This window comes from Chitinophaga pendula, assembly GCF_020386615.1.
Taxonomy (GTDB): Bacteria; Bacteroidota; Bacteroidia; order Chitinophagales; family Chitinophagaceae; genus Chitinophaga; species Chitinophaga pendula.
Genome location: NZ_CP077769.1, coordinates 7,183,206 through 7,203,623, shown reverse-complemented (window position 1 = coordinate 7,203,623; position 20,418 = coordinate 7,183,206). Strand labels below are relative to the sequence as shown.

The window sequence follows — 20,418 nt, the reverse complement described above, 5'->3', positions numbered from 1 at the left end:
ATGTACCTGATCCATACTGTACGTTCCGAACTTGTGAAGACCCGTCATTCTTTTACCTGGTGGCTGACCTTACTAGGTGCGGGCATTGTTCCTTTTGTCTTTTTCGTCGCGTCGATCATTTACTGGGAAAAGATGATCCCTGCAGCGGGTACCAATCCCTGGGACCGGCTATTCGGGAATGAATGGCAAAGTGTATCGTTCCTGTTACTGCCGATGTACATCATACTGGCAGTGAGCCTTTCGGTACAGCTCGAATATAATGCGAATGCCTGGAAACAGCTGCTGGCACAACCGGTGCCACACTGGTCCATTTACTTCAGTAAGCTGATATTGATGCTGGTGATGATCGTTGGATGTTATATACTCTTTTCTTTGTTCACTCTGGTGGGTGGGGCCATCGCCGGTGTCATTCATCCGGAGCTGGGATTTCTGCGCATTCGACCTAACTATGAGGAGTTATTCCGGACCTGTTACCGGAGTTTTCTGTCGGTGCTGGGGATCGTGGGGATACAATACCTGTTCAGTCTTCGCTGGCGGAACTTCGTGATCCCGGTAGGTATCGGGTTGGCAGGAGTAATTGCCAGTATGATATTGGTCGGCAGGTGGAAGTATGCACATTTCGTACCCTATGCCTCTCCTTCGCTGACGCTGATAAACATTTATAAAAAAGTATCGGGAGAAGTAATTTCAAAAAATGAATTACTGAGCGTATTATATTTCGCGCTGCTGATACCTATAGGTTATTGCTATTTCCGGCGTAAAGAGGATAAATAGGACCTATTGCCGCTGTGCAGCAGCAAGGGCTATAAGGTATATCACCTTATAGCCCTTTTGTATTTTACAAAGTAATGGTGGTGCCCAATACTTTAAGGAATTCGCTGATCCATTCCGGATGGGCGGGCCATGCGGGAGCGGTCACCAGTTGACCATCTACGACGGCTTCATTCACGTTGACAGACACATAGGTACCACCGGCCATGGTTACTTCGGGAGCGACAGCAGGATAAGCGGTCAATTTTTTTCCTCTTACCATATCAGCGGCGGTGAGTATCTGGATGCCGTGGCAGATGGCGGCGATTGGTTTGTGTTCAAATTGTTTTACCAGTTCGATGACCTTTTTATCGAGTCTTAAATATTCAGGGGCGCGGCCACCTGCGATGACGAGGGCATCGTATTCGCCATGCAGTGCATCGGAAAAGGAAGCGTTGAGTACGAAATAGTGGCCTCTTTTTTCACTATAGGTCTGTTCGCCTTCAAAGTCGTGAATAGCGGTGATGACCTTTTCGCCGGCGGCTTTATCGGGGCATACTGCATGTACTTCATGACCTGTCATTTGCAACATCTGAAACGGCACCATTGTTTCATAATCTTCTACGTAATCGCCTGTCAACAGGAGTATTCTTTTTTTTGCCATAGCAATGCAGGGTTAAAGGTTTTTGATATGATCGTTCGAGCAGTAAATTAAGCATTTCCATGGGATACGGGAAGTGCTTGTCTGTGTTGCCTTAAAAAAAGTGGCCCTCCTGTTGTTTTCACGACACAGGAGGGCCATTCAGGTATATATCCGGTCAGATTAATATCCTTCGTTCTGCGGGAATGGGTTGCTGGTACGGTCTATCTGGTCTTGCGGAATAGGGCGCAGCATGTGTTTGGGGGCGATGTTGAGATTTGCGATCGGGTAGTTATGTTTCCTTACTCTTTCCAACAGCTTATTGGTACGTACAAGGTCGAACCAGCGGAGCTGTTCGCCTATCAGCTCACGGCCTCTTTCGTCGAGGATGAAGTCGATATTAAGCTGTGCGGCGGTGATCTTCATAGCTTCGCGGTAGGCGGCGGTTTGCGTGGGATCAGCGGTGACCCTGGCTGCACGCATACGTAAGGTATTGATGTATTGTACGGCCTTTTCGGTCTCCCCGGTCATCATGTAAGCTTCGGCTGCGATCAGGTAGTCTTCGGCCAGGCGGAAGGCGATGAAGGGTCTAACACCGGAAGCCTGGTTGTCGGGACGCAGGGCGTCATTATGTTTATTCAATGAAGGATAGAGCACCAGTGTATATTTCCGGGGCGGTACGACCAGGTATTTTTTACTCGCAATAAAGGCATCTGACACATCATATCCTGGCAGCCAGATAGCGGTATCACCTATTTTCAGGTTGGCAGTAGCTACGTTGGCATACCATACGGAAGTGAAGAACTTTTCATAGCGGGTATCATTGATCCTGTCCTTGTAGAGGGTATCTATCAGGAAGTCGGTGGGTTTATACCGTTTCCAGGGCGTACCGTTGGGCAGGTCGCGTTTCATACCCGGCAGGATGTCGTACTGCATCAGGAAGAAGCGGTTGGCATTGTTATCGGTGCTATTGTATAACGCGTCGGTGGTGTATTGTACTGCCCATACGGTTTCGGGATTGTTCTCTTTACCCTGTGCGAACACCTGGCCTATGTCGGGGAGCAGCTGGAAGCCGTAGTTGCTGATGACGGAGGTAGCATACCTGGCTGCGTTGGCATAGTCGGTACCCTGTTTAGCCGTAGAGCTGGCGCGGGTGAGGTATACTCTTGCCAGCAGTTGTTCGGCAGCCGGCTTGGTTGCTCTGCCCCATTCTGATTGTGTGAGTGGGAGGTTTTGCGCGGCGTATTCGAGGTCTTCTATGATGGCCTTGTAAATGGCATCGATAGGATCACGATTGGCGATGGCGCTGGCTTCTTTGTTCTCCTTCAGTTTTAGCGGTACGGGGCCAAACAGCTGCATGAGTAGAAAATGATATTGTGCTCTGCAGAAGCGTGCTTCTCCTATCCCTACTTTCCGGGCGGCATCGTCGATATCACTCACAATAGGAGCGCGGTCGATAGCGACATTACAGGTATTGAGTGCCTGGTAGAAGGCGTTCCATAGTTCCCTTATATGCGCATATTGCGGATTTAAGGTAGGCGTGTATTGATTGGCGAATTTGAAATCCCCATCCGAACCATTGGTGTAGGTATCTGTACCGAATACGGTGAGGTTCATGCCTCTTTCGGTACTGTAGAAGGCCCTGAAGCCAGCGTAACTACCATTGACGGCTGTCTGAAAACCGGCTTTTGTATTATAGAAATCGTCTGTCACTTTGGATACGACTTCTTCGTCCAGCATTTTATTGCAAGCGGAAGTAAGGACTCCCAGTGTCAGTATTATGGCTGCTATTTTTTTCATACATCTAACATTTTAACTGGTACACAAGTAGGCTCAGAATCTGGCATTGATACCGAACTGTAACATCCAGGTAGCGGGAGCGTCGACACCGATGGTATTGACATCTTCGGGATCGATGCCTTTGTATTTCTGGCGATATGGTGCCAGGATGAGTGGCTGTTTGACATCTACGTTCACCCGCAGGGCCTGCATTCCCCAATTTTTCATGAGGGATTCAGGGAGGGAATATCCCAGGGATATATTACGGATCTTGAAGAAAGAGCCATCGAAGTAACTCAAGGTAGAGTTGTAGTTAGGTCTTTCCTGGAAGCGGTTCGGCCTTGGGAAATCATTGGTATGATTAGTAGGTGTCCAGTAGCTGATGTTCAGGTTATTGTATCTGCCAAAGAGGGTATTATAATCCTGGTAGAAGTCGCTTCTGATCATGCCACCTACGCGGGCGAAGGCAACGATAGAGAGGTCAAAACCTTTATAGCTGAAGCGTTGTGTGAGGCCTGCGGACCATTTAGGCTGTGCGGAGCCGAGGATCACGCGGTCTTTGTCATCTATACGGTTGTTGCCATCGACATCGCGGAGGCGAATTTCTCCCTGGCGTTGTCCGTAGACCTGAGCATCTTTTTCGTCCTGCCAGATGCCGATCTTCTCGAAGTCGTAGTATACCTGCGTAGGGTATCCGATGAACCAGCTATTGCCCGGTACATCTTTTTTGCCATCGATGAGGGTCAGTATTCTTTCGCGATTGAAGAAAAAGTTAGCGTCTGCGCTCCAGCTGAATCCTTTAGGATTGTCGATGATGGCGCCGGAGAGGGCTATTTCGAGACCTCTGTTCTGCGTAGAGCCCAGGTTTTCTAACACGCTGTTGAAGCCATTGCTAAAGGGCAGGAAACGTTGCAACAGGAGGTCGGTGGTACGTTGCTGATAAATGTCGATGCTACCGCTGATGCGATTTTTCAGGAATGCGAAGTCGATACCGGCATTGAAAGAGGTGGTCGTTTCCCAGGTGAGGTTAGGATTACGAGGCTGGTTGGGTTGGAAGCCCAGTACGCCTTTGTTGCCGAAGGAGTAGGGCAGCCGGTTCAGTCCGCCTTGTGTAGCGTAAGGGGGGATACCGGTGTTGCCGATCTTACCATAGCTGACACGCAGTTTGAGGTTATCGATGAAGCGGGCATTGCGGATGAATTGTTCCTGCGAGAGATTCCATCCTAGTGCTACGGAGGGGAAGTATCCCCATTGTTTGCCCGGTGCGAAGCGGGAGGAGCCATCGGCGCGGAGGGTGAGCGTAGCCAGGAAACGATCGTCGAAGGTATAGTTGATACGTCCCATATAGGAGAGGATCGTCCAGCTACCTAACTGGCTGCCGATACCGGTAACGGCCAGTGCCTGGCCCAGGTTGTAATATTCCTGTGATTCTACTGGAATACCTCTTACAGCAGCGGTGGAGGTGTCTTCCCGTTGGCGTTGTACGCTGTACAGGGCGGTTACATTCAGCGCATGTTTTTTATTAAACACTTTGTTGTAGTTCAGGATATTCTCTACTGTATATGCCCATACGAACTGACCATCTTTATTGGCAGTAGCGTCGCCACCACCGATAAGGAGGTCGGTATTGTTTTTACCCTGGAAGCGACCGTAGTTGTTTTGCTGTACGTCGGGGCCTACGTTGAGGCGGTATTTCAGGCCATCTAAGATATCGACCTCTCCGTATAAGCTGGCGAACAGGCGGACGCGGGTACGTTTTTCGATACGGTTGCCCGGTTCATAATCGAGGAGGGCGTTAGGCTGCTGGCTGTCGCCGGTAGGATAGGTGATCAGTTTACCCTGATCATCGTAGGGGGCGGCGATGGGCAGCATTTTGAGCGCGGCGCCCATCCCGTTATAGGTTTCCCCATTGCGGGTGCTATAGGTACCTGTGAGGGAGACACCGGTACGAACGCGCTTACCGATCTGCTGGTCGATACCGATATGCAGGTTGTAGCGTTCGTAGTTCTGTAGTTTAAGTACCCCCTGATCACGGAAGTAGCCGCCGCTGAAGGCATATTTTGTTTTATCGGAACCGCCGGCGACGCTCAGGGCGTGGTTGGTCTGGTATCCTGGTGACAGGAGGAGATCCTGCCAGTTGGTGTTGGTACCTTTCCGGACGTTTGCCAGTTCGACGGGCGTGAAGATGGCTTCATCGGCATCGTTGAGGTTGGCGGCGCGGTAGGCTTCTTTTTTCATGGCGATGTACTGCTGGGCATTCATCATATCAGTATTACTCAACTGCCGGCTGACGCCATAGCTACCGCTGTAGGAAACTACCGGAGGACCAGTCCGGCCTTTTTGCAAGGTAACGAGGATGACACCGTTAGCCCCGCGTGAGCCGTAGATGGCAGTGGCGGAGGCATCTTTGAGCACTTCCATGGAGGCAATATCTCTTGGATTGAGATCATTGAGATTGCCTGCGAAGGGGATACCATCGACTACGTAGAGCGGGTCGTTGCCAGCGGTAAGGGACCTGTTTCCCCTGACACGTACCCGGGGTTCGTCACCCGGTTTGTTACTGTTGTTAAGCACTTCGATACCCGGCGCCCGCCCTTGCAGTGCTTGTTGGGCGTTGGTAACGGGTACTTCCCGGATGGAGGCTGCATTAACGGAGGAGATCGCGCCGGTGACGTCTTTTTTCTTTTGTGCACCATATCCGACCACTACGACTTCTTCCAGCTTCTTCTGATCGTCGCCCAATTTGATATTCAGCATGTTACGACCGCCAACTGGGTGTTCCTGCTGGGCATATCCAATAAAGGAAAAGAGCAATATGGCTTGAGGATCAGGCACTTTTAGCTGATAATGTCCATTGGCATCTGTTTGGGTCCCGATGCTTTTACCTTTTACGGCGACAGTAACACCGACCAATGGCGTACCATCTTTGGCATCTGTGACAGTTCCCTGAATGGTAGGGGATTGTGCCCGGGCTAGCGACCCGCAGCAGAGCAGGCACAGGAGGAGCAACCTGAGCCACTTGCTAAGCAAGACTTTCATAACGGAGGAATTTTGGTTAATAAATGTTGATGTTCACCTGAGGGACCAATATAAGCAAAACTGCAATCGGTTGCAAGCAAACGGAAGTTTAGTTGCATGCCAGCGGGGGTGAAAAGTGGTAACAGCGCGGGTTAGGGGTTGGAAATGTTTTTTTTGGGCCGGTAGGTGCGGGAAAGGTGGACCAAAGGTATAGGAAAGCTATACCTGAACTATGCGAAAGGTGGACTAGAGGTATAGGAATTGGGGGAAAAAGCAGAGAGCGCCCTTTTGGCGCTCTCTTTGTTGACGTTTCCGTCTACTTCAGTAGGAATAGCAGCACCTTCCTGAAGTCAGGTTTGCCAACCGATCCTGTTAATAGCCATCGTTCTGTTTGATATTAGGATTGATGGAGATCTCATTTTCAGGGATCGGGTACAGTTTCTTAAATGATTTATAGGCCGCCTTTGACAGGGGGTCGTTACCCATTACCGGGTCAAGTTGTCCCCAGCGTACCAGGTCAAAGCGGCGGTTATATTCAAATGCCAGTTCATGTTTACGTTCGAAGCGTACGGCCTGGCGGAATTCTTCCTGGGACATTCCCTTTGCTAACTCGGTAAGTCCGGCGCGTGCCCTTACTTCTCCAATTGCTGTATAAGCGGCATCGGTGGGACCGTTGGCTTCATTTTCGGCTTCGGCGAGGTTGAGCAGTACTTCTGCATAGCGGATCACGGGCACGGCTAGGTCGGTACGGCGGTTCTTATCGAGGAATACAGCGCGGCCGGCATCGCTCCATTTGGCCAGGCAAGGTTGTGGGGCAGTAAATTGTTTGTAGTGGAGGCCCCCTAGGGAAGTCAGGAAGGTGGCGGCCTTCCGTTTGTCGTTGTCGGGAAATTCGTTCATAAAAGCTTCGGTGGTAGTCCAGAAGCCCCATCCGGCCTCGTTGCCGGCATTAAGCGGGCGGGATTGAACGGCCATCATGGTACCGCCACTGCTGGCGGTGTAGAACTGTATAGCGAAGAGTACTTCTGTATTATTGTTATTGGCTATTTTCCAGAGGTTACCAAAGTCAGGAAGCAGGCGGAATTTACCATTGGTTACTACGGCCCTGGCTTCTTCCACAGCTTTTATCCATTTGGAGGCATCTTTCAGGGGTTCGCCGGCCATGGTGAGGTATACCCTGGACAGGAGTGCCCTGGCGGCCATTTTCACCGGCCTGCCGGCGCCACCGGACCAGTTTTCGGGTAATTTATCACCCGCATACTGGAGGTCAGCCACGATGACATCGTATACCTCTCTAATGGGAGAGCGTTTCAGGGACAAAGCCTTTTCGGGTTCGGTCACTGGTTCTGTGAGCAGGGGCAGGTCTCCAAAAGCACGCACGAGGTCGAAGTAGGCCATCGCGCGAATGAAGCGGGCTGTACCTACATACTGGGCCTTTTTCTCATCCGTCATTTTGGGTGCTACCGGGATCTTTTTGATCATAGTGTTGGCGCCGTCGATGGCGCTATAGGCTTGCTGCCAAAAGGAAACGGTATTTTCATTACCGGCATTCCAGGTATAGTAGTCGAAGTCAAGACGGGACTGAACGGGGAGGACGGAATTCACCAGCTCTCCTCCTATTTCGGATACGAAATAAAAACCACGGTCGTAATAACCCTGTGCTCTTACTCTGTTGAGGGTACCGGCCAGCATCAGCTCCGCATCTTTATCTGTCTGCGGGAAGTTTTCCGGTGAGAGGAAGTCAAAATCTTCCGGTTTTTCTTCGAGGAACTTATTACAGGAAGCGGTAACAGTGCTTACTAACAGCGATATATAAACGATGATCTTTTTCATGATTGCAATGTTTTTAGGCTTAGAAAGTCACATTTAATCCGGCAGTGTAGGATTTGATCCCCGGGTAGCTACCGAGATCATATCCCCAGAAGAGGGCGCCATCGCCACTGCGGGAGTTCACTTCCGGATCGTAGCCTGTGTATTTGGTAAAGGTCAGGAGGTTCTGGCCACTCACATAGATGCGAAGATGCTGGATGCCCCAGCGTTTGAGCAGGGAGGCAGGCAGCGAATACCCCAGCATGATATTTTTGAGGCGGAGATAGGAGCCATCTTCGATGAAGCGGCTGCTCATTTCACCGGTAGGTTCGTCCAGCGCCTGGATGGTGTTGCTGGTACCTTCTCCATGCCAGTAGTTGAGTACGGTACGGAGGGAATTTTCTTCATAGCCTGCACGTTCCAGTTTGATACGGTTCATGTTAAGGATGTCATTGCCATAGGAACCCTGAAAGAACACGCTCAGATCGAAGTTGCGGTAAGCAAAATCGTTGGTAAAGCCATAGGTGAACTTAGGTACACCCAGGCCGATCACGGTGCGGTCGTCCGGGGTGATCTGGCCATCGCCGTTCACATCTTTGTATTTAATGGAACCAGGTTTAGCGCCGGGGAAAGGCAGGGCCTGTACTTCTTTGTCATGCTGATAGATACCATCGAACACATAGCCATAGAATTCACCGATAGAATGCCCGATGCGCAATACGCCCGTTCTTTTGAAACCATCGCCCAGGGCGTTGCCGGAACCATTCTGATAGATCTCTTTCAGGTCGCCCAGGGCCAGTACTCTGTTTTTGTTGGCGCTGAAGTTGATGTTGGTATTCCAGGTGAAGGCGCCTGTGAGGTTACGGGTATTGAGTTCGAATTCCCAGCCTTTGTTGATCACGGTACCGCTATTGCTCAGTACAGACGTATAGCCGGTGTAGGTAGGTACGGGCTTGCTGTAGAGCAGGTTGGTGGTTTTCTTATGATAATAGTCGATTGCACCGCTGATCCTGTCGGAGAGGATGCTGAAGTCTATACCTGCATTCAGCTGTGCAGTTGTTTCCCAGGTGAGGTTAGGATTAGCGACGCTACCGTTTTGTGCACCTACTACTTCGGTATTGCCGTAGCTATACATGCGGGCGCCGGTGGTGATACGCGCCAGGGACTGGTATCTGCTGATCGCCTGGCTACCGGACTGACCGTAGCTGACGCGGAGTTTCAGGTTGTTGATGGTAGGTATGCTCCTGATAAAGTCTTCTTCACTCATCCGCCAGGCCAATGCTGCGGAGGGGAAGAATGCCCATTTGTTGTTCTTCGCGAATTTGGATGCCCCATCGGACCTGCCGGACAGGGTGAGGAGGTAGCGATCTTTGAAGCTATAGTTGATTCTTCCCAGGAAGGAGGCCAGGGTGTTCCTGCCGCTGCCGGAGTTGATAGCCGGCGTAGCGGCCAGGTTGAGGCCATTGTATTCCAATGCTTCGGTAGACAAGCCACGGCCGGAAGCGGAGAAGTCGTATACGGTTTCCTCTTCAGCGGTAAAGCCCCCCAAAGCGGTCAGGCGATGATCGCCGAACTGTTTGTTGAAGGTGAGTGTATTTTCTATGATCCAGTGATTGTATTTATTGGTTTGTGCTTCTGCGTAGCCGCTGTTTTTCTCTGCCAGCAATTTACCGGAGGTAAAGAATTTATTGAGATCATCTGCATAGTCGTAGGTGAAGCTGCTGCGGAAGTTCAGCCAGGAAGTAACGGCATAGTCGCCGAATACGTTGGCCGTGAGGCGGGTACCGAAGTACTTGCGGGTACGCTCGTTAAGCATGGCCCGGGGATTTTCGAGCTGGCTACCGGAATTGCGCGGGCGGATATAATCGCCATCGGCAGCATATACCGGCAGGGTGGGGTCAAACTTGTTGGCATTCTGGATAACGTCGCCACCTTCAGAGCCACCGGCCTGATTTTCGGCGACCCTGTTCTCTCCTGTTTTGGCCAGTGCGAGGTTGATGCCTATACGGATCTTGTTGCTCAGTTCATGATCCAGGTTGAAGCGGGCCGAAGCTCTCTGGAAGTCGGAGCCGTCGATGACACCTTTTTGTTTCATGTAACCGGCGGAGAACATGAACCTCGTCTTTTCGGAGCCGCCGGCGATGGAGAGCTCATGGTTCATCTGAAAGCCCTGGCGGAATACTTCATCCTGCCAGTCAGTATTGATAGAGCGATCTACTTGGGACAGTTCCTTTTCTAGGGCTACGGCAGCGGGCATGTTCTTGGATTTATAGAATGCCAGCAGGTTTTGTCTCATCTGGTAAAATTCGGCGCCATTAAGCAAGTCGAGTTTTTTGGCGACCTGCTGCACCGTGAAATAGTTGTTGTAGCTCACCCGTGTTTTGCCCGCCTTACCTCTTTTGGTGGTGATCATGATCACGCCGTTAGCGCCACGGGAGCCGTAGATAGCGGTAGCAGAAGCATCTTTCAGTACGTCTACGGAAGCGATATCTCCCGGATTCACATCGTTGAAGTCGCCACCGATCACCCCATCGATTACGATCAGCGGGTCGTTACTGCCATTTACGGAGTTGCTACCACGAATATTGATCCTGGGAGGACCACCCGGGCGGCCGGTATTGTTCATGACCTGTACGCCCGGCATTTTGCCTTGCAGCAGCTGGTCAGCGCGGGGAGCGGGTGTTTTGAGCAAGTCTGCGGAATTGATAGAGGAAACGGCCCCGGTGACATCTTTTCTTTTTTGCTGGCCATATCCGACTACTACTACTTCGTCGAGTTTGCGGTTATCTTCTTCTAAAGTGATGATGACGCTGGCGCGGCCATTCAGGGCTTCTTCTTTGGCGATGAAGCCGATGTAAGTGAATAGGAGTACGGCATTACGGTCAGTGACGTTCAACTGGAACTGCCCCTGTCCGTCGGTTTGGGTACCAGTTTTTCCACCTTTTACGGCGACGGTAACGCCGGTGAGCGGGATCCCTTCTTTAGCAGCCGTCACCTTCCCTTTAACAACAATAGACTGGGCATTTGCTACTGTAAGTTGAGTCAGCAGATATAGGAGTATCCATCTGACCTTCGATGATAACAGTCTCTTCATAACGTTTAATTTTCAATGAGCGGCCAGTACCGGCCCTATTCGCACAATAAGTTGGCCTGTTTATTTGGTTTGGATTGATAAAAGTCTTGTCCTATTTAATTCCTGTCAGTTTGTACCGGCATGGCCGGAAGAGATAACGCGATCAGATCGTGGTTTCAGTTTATGTAAGTTCGACTGTGATGTTGGTTGCCTGCATCAAAATAGCAATCGTTTGCCTAAAATGACATTGGATGATTTATTTTTGACTAAAAGTAATGAAATATTCGATAAATGCAATCGTTTGCAATTATTTTCATTGAAAAGGTATCAGGAGCGATATGGGATGGGAAGAAGGGCATAAGGTGTGGGAATTGCGGTTGGTTGTGGTGAATAAGTTAAATTATTTGCAATCGGTTGTAAAATTTGTTTTCATTTTATAATTTGCCTGTCTTATTCCAGTAAAAGTTATGAAAAAGACACTGTTACTATTTGGAAGTGCTTTATTGCTATGTGGCAGTATTTATGCACAATCCGGTAAAAAGGGTAAATGGCAATCGCTTTTCAACGGCAAGGACCTGAAAGGTTGGAAACAGGTGAATGGTACTGCGTTGTATGCCGCCGAGAATGGGGAGATTGTGGGTACCTCTGTATTGAAGAGTCCTAATTCCTTCCTGGCCACTGAAAAAGACTACGGAGACTTTATTTTGGAGCTGGAGTTGAAGCTGGATGCCGATATGAATTACGGTATACAGTTCCGCAGCGAGAGTAAGCCTTCTTATAAAGAAGGCCGGGTGCACGGGTATCAGATGGAAGTCGATCCCAGTGAGCGAGCCTGGAGTGGTGGTATTTATGATGAGTCCCGTCGTGGCTGGTTATATCCGCTGGAGTTGAATGCAGCGGCGAAGACGGCCTTTAAGGCGAAGGACTGGAACAAATACCGGATCGAATGCCGGGGTGCGGAGATCAGGACCTGGGTGAACGGTGTACCGGCGGCCCATCTGATCGACGATATGACCTTGAAAGGGTTCATAGCCCTGCAGGTACACGGTATTGGCAACAAAGAGGCGGATGCCGGCAAAAAGATACACTGGAAAAATATCCGGATAATAGAAAATCCTTCGGCCGCTGAATATTCGCCTTATGATAATATCTTTGTAGCGAATTACGTTCCTAATGATCTCTCGGGTCAGGAGCGTAAAAACGGATACCAGCTCTTGTGGGACGGTAAAACGGCCAAAGGTTGGAGAAGGGTCAATCAGACACAGTTTCCTGATAAAGGGTGGACAGTAACAGACGGGACATTATCCATTCATCAATCCAACGGAGATGAAATGGGTTCCGGCGGGGACATTGTCACAGAAAAAGAATACGGTGCCTTTGATCTTGAATTCGATTTCAAACTGACGGAAGGAGCTAATAGCGGCGTCAAGTACTTTGTAAAAGAGTCTTACGATACAAAAGGTAAATCAGCGATCGGGCTGGAATACCAGGTACTGGATGATGAAAAACACCCGGATGCCAAGCTGGGACGGGATGGTAACAGGACATTAGCTTCCCTGTACGACCTGATGACCCGCAAGCAGGTAAAGGCCGCCATCAAACCTATTGGAGAGTGGAATAAAGGACGGGTGATCGTTTATCCTAACAATCATGTAGAACACTGGTTGAATGGCTATAAAGTACTGGAATATGAACGTGGTTCCCAGGCCTTTAAGGACCTGGTAGCTATCAGCAAGTACAAAAACTGGGAAAACTTTGGTTTGTGGCCGGAAGGTCATATTCTGTTGCAGGATCACGGTAATGAAGTATCTTTCCGAAGCATTAAGATAAAAGAGCTGAAATAATAAAGTATATTGCCGAAAATTTCGGATTCAGGCCCTGAATCTTTTGCTGAGAAGGCCAAATGACTAAAAAATAGCAGTTGAAGTGGTTTGAACAGTTACTATTTCGACTGTTGATATAAAGATTTTTCATTGTTCACTGTTCTATATAAAACATTCCGATTCTTCGGAGTGTTTTTTTTTGCTTTTTTTTACCCAAAATTCTGCGACATGACCCTTTTTAAGCGACTCATTGCAGTAGTATCCTGTTTGGCAACCCTATCGGCCTGTGACCAGCATGGTCAGGCAACGGGAGCGGGCGCCGACTCTCTGCAACACCTACTCGGCCGTTACTATGATGAAAAGATGGCGCTTTTCCCGCTGGACGCTACCACAAATGGGGAGCATCAGTATGATGACTTATTACAGATCGATATCAGCGAGCATTTCCGGCAACGGCTGGATAGTTTTTACACCCGGTATGCGACGGCCTTGAAGGGGATCGATACAGTGGCATTATCTTCCAATGACCGGATCAGTTACGACATGTTATTACGGGAGGTGCGTATTGGCAAGGAAGGGTTACAGTACCCGGATCATCTGATGCCCATACAGCAATTTTGGGGGCTTACCCTTACGCTGCCTCAGTTAGGTGCTGGTACGGGCGCTCAACCTTTCAAGACCAAGGATGATTATGAACGTTTCATGCAACGTATGAAAACATTTGCGGAGTGGGCAGATACTGCTATTGTCAATATGCGCCGTGGTATAAGCATAGGATATGTGCTACCCAAGGCCCTGGTCGTGAAGGTGCTTCCCCAGATGGCCTCGCTCGCGGCGCGGGATACTTCCAATGTATTTTACCAGCCCCTGCGTCAATTGCCTCCCGGGTTGGACAGTGCTAGCGCCAGCGCCTTGCGTACCTCTTATGAAGCGGTGATCACCAACTATGTACTTCCCTCCTACCGCAAGCTCCATACGTTCTTCCAGGAGGAGTATTTGCCGAAGGCTAGGAGCACCAGCGGCATCGGGTCGTTGCCAAATGGGAAGGCTTATTACGCCTATCTAATCCGTCAATGGACCACTACTGACCAGGCACCCGAGCAGATCTTTACTACCGGAGAGCAAGAAGTAGCGCGCATCCGTCAGGAAATGGAGCAAGTAAAAGAAAGTACTCGTTTTAAGGGCAGTCTGCCGGAGTTTTTCACTTTCATCCGGGAGAACGGGCAATTCCGGATATTCCAGACGCCTAAGGCGGTATTGGATTCTTTCCTGGCCATATCGCATAAGATCATGCCGAAGATCCGGCAGTTGTACGGCAAGTTGCCTAAGGCTGGTTTTGAGGTACGTCAGACGGAGACATTCCGGGCGGCCTCTGCCAGCGCAGAGTATGTACAAGGGAGTGCGGACGGCAGCCGTCCCGGGGTGTTTTATGTTCCGATCCTGGATGCCAGGAAGTATAGCTATACGGGTATGGAAACCTTATTCCTGCATGAAGCGATTCCAGGGCATCATTTCCAGTATTCGCTGCAACAAGAGAACGACAGCTTACCGAAATTCCGTCGGTATTGCTGGATAGGTGCTTTCGGCGAAGGATATGCCCTTTATTGTGAGAGCCTGGGCAAGGAACTGGGATTATATACGAACCCGTATATGTATTTCGGCCGGCTGACGGACGAGATACACCGGGCGATCCGGTTGGTAGTGGATGTGGGGATACATAATAAGGGCTGGACCCGGGAGCAGGCTTTACGGTATATGATGGACAATGAGCCATTGTCGGAGGAAGAAGCGATCGCAGAGATCGAGCGTTATATGGCCATTCCGGGGCAGGCTTTGTCGTACAAGACCGGGGAGTTGAAGATCAAAGCACTGCGGGCAGAATATGCACCGGCCGCAGCTGGTATAGAACGATTAAAAGCATTTCATGACGAACTGTTAAAAGACGGGGGTGTGCCATTGTCGATCCTGGAGGTAAAAATGAGAAGGCGATTTAAGTAAGCATCAGCTGTAAGGATACTATTCTCAGGGAGTAAAGATATTAGTATAAGTTCTATATTAATTCTTTCTCCCTGTTCTATTTTGGCAGTACTGTTAAACCCTTGCCTATTAACAATTTGGTTAAATGTGTTTGAGAATTTATCCTTAATTTTATAGTGGTGGCGACACCATGGAAACCTTTCAGTGTGAGCATTGGGTTTGACAGATCCTAACTTATCAACAAGCTTTATTATCATCATTCAGAACACGGATTACGGCGTGTTGACTGGAACAGGTCATCGGACTTCCGGCTCTCAGGTTTCCGGCATATCAATAAGGGCGCAAGGATATGCTTCTGAAATTTATGAACTGCTAAAAATGCTGTTTTATGTTTGAGATTACCCATCAGCATTGCCTTTCTTTTCCGTCGGTAGTATCGGAAGAGAAATGGGATAATGATTTGCGCTTTTCCGTTGGTGGCAAGATATTTTGCATGCTTAACACTCAACCGCCCTTCCAGATCTCCTTTAAATGTGAGCCTGAACAATTTCACCAGCTGATCGCCCGTAGCGGGATCGAGCCGACACCTTACCTGGCGAGATATCACTGGGTACAGGTAAGACAAGCCGACCTGTTGGATTGGCCGGAATTACAGTCGTTGATCCAACATGCTTATGAGATGGTCGTAAAGAGCCTGCCGCCGGAAGAGCAGGATGCTATTTTGAAGCAGCACGCTTAAAATGCCTGTTTTCTCCCCTTTTTAGCCTTACTGTTACCATATCGCCTACATGGCCTGAGTTGTTTATGCCTAATGGCGGAGCAAGGTAAATATCATATCATATGCCCCAAAAAGGATCAGTGTACAGGCAAACAGCTTCTCTAATACCGGTGATTTCATGCGTACTGCTGTTTTAGCCCCCAGGTAAGACGCCGGTATGGAAGTAAATGCCAGCAACATGGCTATATTCCAGTCTATATGCCCCAGCCACCAATGTGCCAGTGCTCCCGGAACAGATAGTAGCGCCGACAATACGATAGAGCAGGCCAGTGCCTGTTTTACCGGCATTCTCATCCGTTTGATAAAGAAGGAACTAAACAGGACCCCGCCAGCATTGGCCAGCAGGCCGGACAGGCATCCTATACCTATTGCAGCCCATATCACAATGGGGCTATCGATCGCAATGGCAGGAGCTGCTGTAGTATCTGTCCGGTTCTTTTTCAGGAAAGAATACAGTAATGAGCAGCCGATGCTCATGATGAATACGGCGGTAAAGATCATCAGCAGGTGTCCGGGCAGGTATTTGCTAAACCAGGCGCCGGCCAGGGTGGCGGGTACGCCATACAGTGCGCAGAGGATGATCAGCCGTTTGTTGAAGAGTTTTTCCCGGTTGTAAACGGTAGTAGCGGCAACGGTACTGGTGATAGCAGCGGGTAAAGGGGAGGCTAAGGCGAAGAACGGGTTGACGCCTGCGAAGATCTGGAGTGCGGGGGTACTGATCGCGCTGCCTCCTTTTCCCAGGAGTCCGGACAGATAGCCTACGACGATCCCTATAAATGCAATCACCCAATAATTGTATTGGTGTAGTATATCCATAACATTATATGCCGGCCTGAGTGACCGGATGGTTGGTTATAAAGAATTACAGGTTGGTTCCGGGCACGAAGGTACGCCGAAGCACAAGCGCCACGTGATAACTAAAAGTTATGGAAGATAACAAGGGGTTATTGCATAAGGGCATTCCAGATGACATCGTATACGGCGGTGGCCGGTATGCTCTTGTCGCCGGGAGCCCGGGGGGTGATAATTACAGGTTGTAAGGCAGGATCTTCTGTCAGGCGGCCATGCGACCCTTTGATGAGGGAGGCATCGAGCGGAATGACATCCATGAGATAGCGGAAACCGAGTTTCTTTTTCAACAGTTTACCGATCACTTTCAGTTTAACAAGCGGATCGGCAGGGTTCATAAACATTTCTACCGGGTCGTAGCCGGGTTTACGATGTATATCGACGATACGGGCGAAATCGGGTGCTTTGGTATCATCCATCCAGTAATAGTAGGTGAACCAGCTTTTTTCGTCAGCCACTACTACAAGGTCACCGCTACGTTCATGATGGATATGATGTTGCCGTTTGCCTTCGCGGTCGAGGATCAGTTGTACACCAGGTGTTTGTTCGAGTATTGCTCTTACCTGTCTGAGGCAGGAGGGATCATTCAGGTAGATATGAGCGATCTGGTGATCGGCTACGGCGAATGCCCTGGAGGCCCCCGGATCGAGCAGCTCCAGTCCTCTTTCTACCCTTACCTGCAGCAAACCGGCTTGTCTGAGCAAGCGGTTGAGGTGAACAGGCTGGGACACATTGGTGATACCATATTCTGACAGGATGATGATCTCGGCGCCCTGCTGTTCGTAATAGGTGACCAACTGACGACACAGGTCATCTATCTCTTTCAGTTCCTTGCTGATGCGCGGGATATCCTGCCCGAACTTTTGCAAGCAGTAGTCGAGATGCGGGAGGTATATGAGTGTGAGCGTAGGATGATATAGTCCGTCTGTGAGAATGGATGCATCGGCGATCCATTGGGAAGATTTGATGTTAGCGCCTGGCCCCCAGAACTGGAATAACGGGAACTGACCCAGTTCTTTCTGCAGATGGTCCCTGAGAGAAGCGGGGTGTGCGTAACAATCCGGCATTTTCCTGCCATCGGAGAGATATTGCGGGCGTGGTGTAACGGAGTAGTCTACACTGGCGTACATATTGTACCACCAGAACATTTTCGAAGTTGTAAAAGAGGGATTGAGCTGTTTGGCCTTGTCCCATATTTTGGAGGACTGAACCAGTTTATTGGACTGTTTCCAGAACTTGACCTCTGCATCTGTTCTGTCATACCAACCGTTGCCGACGATACCATGTTCACTGGGCCATTGTCCGGTGACATAAGTACTTTGTGCTGCAGTTGTTACGGCAGGCAACATAGGTTGAATATTGGAAAGGTGGTGCTTTTGCACATACTGTTGCAGGAAGGGAGTATGTGGGCCAATCAGTGAGGAAGAAAGCCCCACTACATCAATGACAACTGTTTTTCTCATGATTCTTCTCCGTTACTAATTCCAGCATAAAGCTAGGATTGGATTATTACAATTCCAACTGCTGCTTTACCCAGTTCAATTCCCGGGCGATACTTTCCCCTATGGGTAACTTCAGATCAGCGGGTAATACGTCCCAAGTGTAGGTTTCTACTTCCAGGTGAGCGGTAAATGGTTGTTGCCGCTGTAAGGTCAGCACGGTCTCGATATCCTGCCGGGTGGAACCTAACAGGCCGTATTGGTCCAGGAAGACAGGCACATGAAAATGGGAGCGCCATTCCGTTGCCGGGGCGGCGGCTTCCAGTGCCTGCGGAAGATCGGGGTAATGGGTCTGCCCTTCAGGTTGCCGGGCAATAACCTGGTGAAGATATACTGGCTCGTTGAATAGGGCGAAGGCGTCCAGCACTTGCTGGCGGGCGGTGGTATCGCCCGGTATTTCAGCGCGGAGGGCTGCACTGATCTGTAATTTGCCGACTTTCAGATCATACTGTACCAGCTGATCCAACACATGTTGAGGCGTCTCATATTCCAATGCGAAATGGCATACATCGTAACACAGCTGTACGTGTGTACGTATGAGGGTAGCAGCGGTAGCTGCATCTACTTCGAATTTATCCTGCAGGAAGGGAATACCGGCCGGCAGCAAGGCCCCGGTATACCAATCTATGTATTCCTGTGTGTTTTCCAGCAGTCCATCTGGTTCCGGTTCAATATCGAGGTGCATTACGGGGCCGCCGGCACGCTGGATGCGTACCAGTTGTTCGACGACAGACAGTATATTTAGTGTGGCTGTTTCGGTCGCCGAATTGCGTTCTTCTTCACAGCGGCTGAACCAGGGTTTATAGGTAAGCGGAGAGGTGGAGATCCCACCTTCTATTCCTTCGGGCAGCAAAGCTGCCAGCAGGCGGAACAACCGTATGGTATATGCTACCCGGTCGGCCTGTGTCCAGTCGGGGGTATGCACCTGGTCTTTGACGACGGTATCATGGAAGCTACCGTAGGGGAAGCCATTCATGGTGAAGACGTAACAATCCTGTTGTTTCAGCCAGTGTTTGAAGTCCAGCAGTTGGTCTTCTTTACTGAGCTCCAGGGAGGCTTTGTTGGCTACCCTGAGTCCTATGCCCATAGGTTTGTCGGGCGACACTGCGGCTTTGATGGCTGGTAGGTGCAGTTGTAACTGCCGGAAGTGGTCGTCCCAGTTTTCGCCACTATGGATATTGGTGCAATAAGTCAGGTGTCCGTATGTTGTCAACATAGTATGGTAATCGTTAGTGGGTGAGCTGTGCGTCGCTCACCAGTTGTAACATGGCGGCCGCTTTAGCGACCAGTGCGAGATCCATCTGGTGTACTTCTTCTCCTTTACCGACGGCTCTGAGCAAGCTAATGGTGAGGCGACCGCCCAGGTGTTCGCGAAACTCTTCCAGTCCTTTGATCACCGGGGAAGGCTGATCGCCGGCACTGGCGAGGAGCGGATGATATACGGGCAGGTGCAGTTGCTGCAGCAGCCGGACGATCCGGTGCATATCTGCTTCGGGCAGCCATCCTATCAGTGAGGAGTACACGCTATCGAGCGCGATGCCGATAGCGACAGCTTCTCCGTGACGTAATGCAAAGTCCGTGAGCGGTTCGAGTTTATGAGCGCTCCAGTGACCGAAGTCCAGGGGGCGGGACGAGCCGCTTTCAAAGGGGTCGCCGCCTCTGCCGATATGCTCCATATGCAAGGCGGCACAGCGATGCACGAGTACCTGCATGGCTTCCTGATTACGGGTAGCCAATGCAGCAGCGTTGTCTTCGAGCCAGTCAAAGAAAGCGCTGTCTCTTATGAGGGCTACCTTTACAGCTTCGGATATGCCTGCATTCCAGTCCCGGTCTTCGAGGGTCAGGAGGAAGTTGCTATCGTTGAACACTGCTGCCGGCGGGGCGAAGGTACCCAGGAAGTTCTTCTTTCCTTTATAGTTAATCCCATTTTTCACTCCTACACCGGAATCATTCTGAGAGAGTACGGTGGTGGGGATGCGGATATGTTTGACACCGCGATGGGATATAGCAGCCACGTATCCGACGAGGTCGAGGAGGGAGCCCCCACCGATGGCGACCACATAGGAGTGCCTGTCGATGGCATATTTGTCGATCGCTGCGATCAGGCTATTGAAGAGTGGTTCATCATTTTTTACGGATTCGCCACCCGGTACGGTAATGATATCGGGCACTAATTCGAAATGAGGTACTGTTGCGCAATAAGCATGTATCTGTGCGGATAATGCGGGATGGTATTGCAGGAAGCCATTATCGATTACAAACAATAATTTCTTACGATATTGTTTGCTGGCGACCTGCTCCAGGTAATCAGCGAAGCACCGGTTAGCCGGGTCGAATAATTCCTGCGTAAAGAAAACACGGTATTCGTAGCTGATATTAAAAGACTGTTGTAAATACTCCATAACTCAAAGCAAACGATTTCA

13 protein-coding genes are annotated in these 20,418 nt (G+C 50.1%); 4 read left to right on the top strand and 9 right to left on the bottom strand.

The window, feature by feature from the left end; translation table 11 throughout:
* A complete protein-coding gene (locus KTO58_RS27190) occupies positions 1 to 774 on the top strand; it encodes an ABC transporter permease (protein ID WP_095836388.1) in 774 nt (257 codons plus the stop codon).
* Positions 775 to 838: 64 nt separating this feature from the next.
* Here the strand turns inward: KTO58_RS27190 and KTO58_RS27185 are convergent, their stop codons facing one another.
* The 5 genes from KTO58_RS27185 to KTO58_RS27165 form a co-directional block, all read right to left on the bottom strand.
* The gene (locus KTO58_RS27185; protein WP_095836389.1) at positions 839 to 1,414 is read right to left on the bottom strand and encodes a DJ-1/PfpI family protein; all 576 of its coding nucleotides are present in this window, start codon (positions 1,412 to 1,414) and stop codon (positions 839 to 841) included.
* Between the two features lie 159 nt (positions 1,415 to 1,573).
* Positions 1,574 to 3,190, bottom strand: coding sequence for a RagB/SusD family nutrient uptake outer membrane protein (locus KTO58_RS27180; protein WP_095836390.1), 1,617 nt, complete (start codon positions 3,188 to 3,190; stop codon positions 1,574 to 1,576).
* 33 nt (positions 3,191 to 3,223) lie between these two features.
* Positions 3,224 to 6,208, bottom strand: coding sequence for a SusC/RagA family TonB-linked outer membrane protein (locus KTO58_RS27175; protein ID WP_095836391.1), 2,985 nt, complete (start codon positions 6,206 to 6,208; stop codon positions 3,224 to 3,226).
* A gap of 351 nt (positions 6,209 to 6,559) precedes the next feature.
* Positions 6,560 to 8,020 (bottom strand): RagB/SusD family nutrient uptake outer membrane protein, encoded by a 1,461-nt coding sequence (locus KTO58_RS27170; protein ID WP_095836392.1) that lies wholly within the window; start codon positions 8,018 to 8,020, stop codon positions 6,560 to 6,562.
* A gap of 19 nt (positions 8,021 to 8,039) precedes the next feature.
* Entirely contained in the window at positions 8,040 to 11,090 is a 3,051-nt protein-coding gene (locus KTO58_RS27165) for a SusC/RagA family TonB-linked outer membrane protein (RefSeq protein WP_225859941.1), read from the bottom strand.
* 446 nt (positions 11,091 to 11,536) lie between these two features.
* Between KTO58_RS27165 and KTO58_RS27160 the strand changes: the two genes are divergently transcribed.
* The 3 genes from KTO58_RS27160 (at position 11,537) to KTO58_RS27150 (ending at position 15,608) form a co-directional block, all read left to right on the top strand.
* Complete coding sequence (locus KTO58_RS27160; protein ID WP_095836394.1) at positions 11,537 to 12,913, top strand: 3-keto-disaccharide hydrolase; 1,377 nt, start codon at positions 11,537 to 11,539, stop codon at positions 12,911 to 12,913.
* A gap of 207 nt (positions 12,914 to 13,120) precedes the next feature.
* Positions 13,121 to 14,890: a DUF885 domain-containing protein gene (locus KTO58_RS27155; protein WP_095836395.1), complete on the top strand. Its 1,770-nt coding sequence runs from the start codon at positions 13,121 to 13,123 to the stop codon at positions 14,888 to 14,890.
* Between the two features lie 367 nt (positions 14,891 to 15,257).
* On the top strand, positions 15,258 to 15,608 hold the full coding sequence (locus tag KTO58_RS27150; protein ID WP_095836396.1) for an MmcQ/YjbR family DNA-binding protein: 351 nt from the start codon (positions 15,258 to 15,260) through the stop codon (positions 15,606 to 15,608).
* 69 nt (positions 15,609 to 15,677) lie between these two features.
* Here KTO58_RS27150 and KTO58_RS27145 read toward each other — a convergent pair whose 3' ends face one another.
* The 4 genes from KTO58_RS27145 to KTO58_RS27130 all read right to left on the bottom strand — a co-directional run bounded on the left by KTO58_RS27145 (position 15,678) and on the right by KTO58_RS27130 (position 20,397).
* A complete protein-coding gene (locus KTO58_RS27145; protein WP_095836397.1) occupies positions 15,678 to 16,463 on the bottom strand; it encodes a sulfite exporter TauE/SafE family protein in 786 nt (261 codons plus the stop codon).
* Positions 16,464 to 16,591: 128 nt separating this feature from the next.
* The gene (locus KTO58_RS27140; RefSeq protein ID WP_095836398.1) at positions 16,592 to 17,959 is read right to left on the bottom strand and encodes an alkaline phosphatase family protein; all 1,368 of its coding nucleotides are present in this window, start codon (positions 17,957 to 17,959) and stop codon (positions 16,592 to 16,594) included.
* 46 nt (positions 17,960 to 18,005) lie between these two features.
* Positions 18,006 to 19,211, bottom strand: coding sequence for a metabolite traffic protein EboE (gene eboE, locus KTO58_RS27135; RefSeq protein ID WP_095836399.1), 1,206 nt, complete (start codon positions 19,209 to 19,211; stop codon positions 18,006 to 18,008).
* 13 nt (positions 19,212 to 19,224) lie between these two features.
* Positions 19,225 to 20,397: a 3-dehydroquinate synthase gene (locus KTO58_RS27130; protein WP_095836400.1), complete on the bottom strand. Its 1,173-nt coding sequence runs from the start codon at positions 20,395 to 20,397 to the stop codon at positions 19,225 to 19,227.
* Positions 20,398 to 20,418: the final 21 nt, after the last annotated feature.

What these genes read in the sequence shown, in the direction of transcription:
- KTO58_RS27190 (WP_095836388.1), top strand. Translation starts at nt 1, where the DNA reads ATGTACCTGATCCATACTGTACGTTCCGAACTTGTGAAGACCCGTCAT.
- KTO58_RS27185 (WP_095836389.1), bottom strand. Translation starts at nt 1,414, where the DNA reads ATGGCAAAAAAAAGAATACTCCTGTTGACAGGCGATTACGTAGAAGAT.
- KTO58_RS27180 (WP_095836390.1), bottom strand. Translation starts at nt 3,190, where the DNA reads ATGAAAAAAATAGCAGCCATAATACTGACACTGGGAGTCCTTACTTCC.
- KTO58_RS27175 (WP_095836391.1), bottom strand. Translation starts at nt 6,208, where the DNA reads ATGAAAGTCTTGCTTAGCAAGTGGCTCAGGTTGCTCCTCCTGTGCCTG.
- KTO58_RS27170 (WP_095836392.1), bottom strand. Translation starts at nt 8,020, where the DNA reads ATGAAAAAGATCATCGTTTATATATCGCTGTTAGTAAGCACTGTTACC.
- KTO58_RS27165 (WP_225859941.1), bottom strand. Translation starts at nt 11,090, where the DNA reads ATGAAGAGACTGTTATCATCGAAGGTCAGATGGATACTCCTATATCTG.
- KTO58_RS27160 (WP_095836394.1), top strand. Translation starts at nt 11,537, where the DNA reads ATGAAAAAGACACTGTTACTATTTGGAAGTGCTTTATTGCTATGTGGC.
- KTO58_RS27155 (WP_095836395.1), top strand. Translation starts at nt 13,121, where the DNA reads ATGACCCTTTTTAAGCGACTCATTGCAGTAGTATCCTGTTTGGCAACC.
- KTO58_RS27150 (WP_095836396.1), top strand. Translation starts at nt 15,258, where the DNA reads ATGTTTGAGATTACCCATCAGCATTGCCTTTCTTTTCCGTCGGTAGTA.
- KTO58_RS27145 (WP_095836397.1), bottom strand. Translation starts at nt 16,463, where the DNA reads ATGGATATACTACACCAATACAATTATTGGGTGATTGCATTTATAGGG.
- KTO58_RS27140 (WP_095836398.1), bottom strand. Translation starts at nt 17,959, where the DNA reads ATGAGAAAAACAGTTGTCATTGATGTAGTGGGGCTTTCTTCCTCACTG.
- eboE (WP_095836399.1), bottom strand. Translation starts at nt 19,211, where the DNA reads ATGTTGACAACATACGGACACCTGACTTATTGCACCAATATCCATAGT.
- KTO58_RS27130 (WP_095836400.1), bottom strand. Translation starts at nt 20,397, where the DNA reads ATGGAGTATTTACAACAGTCTTTTAATATCAGCTACGAATACCGTGTT.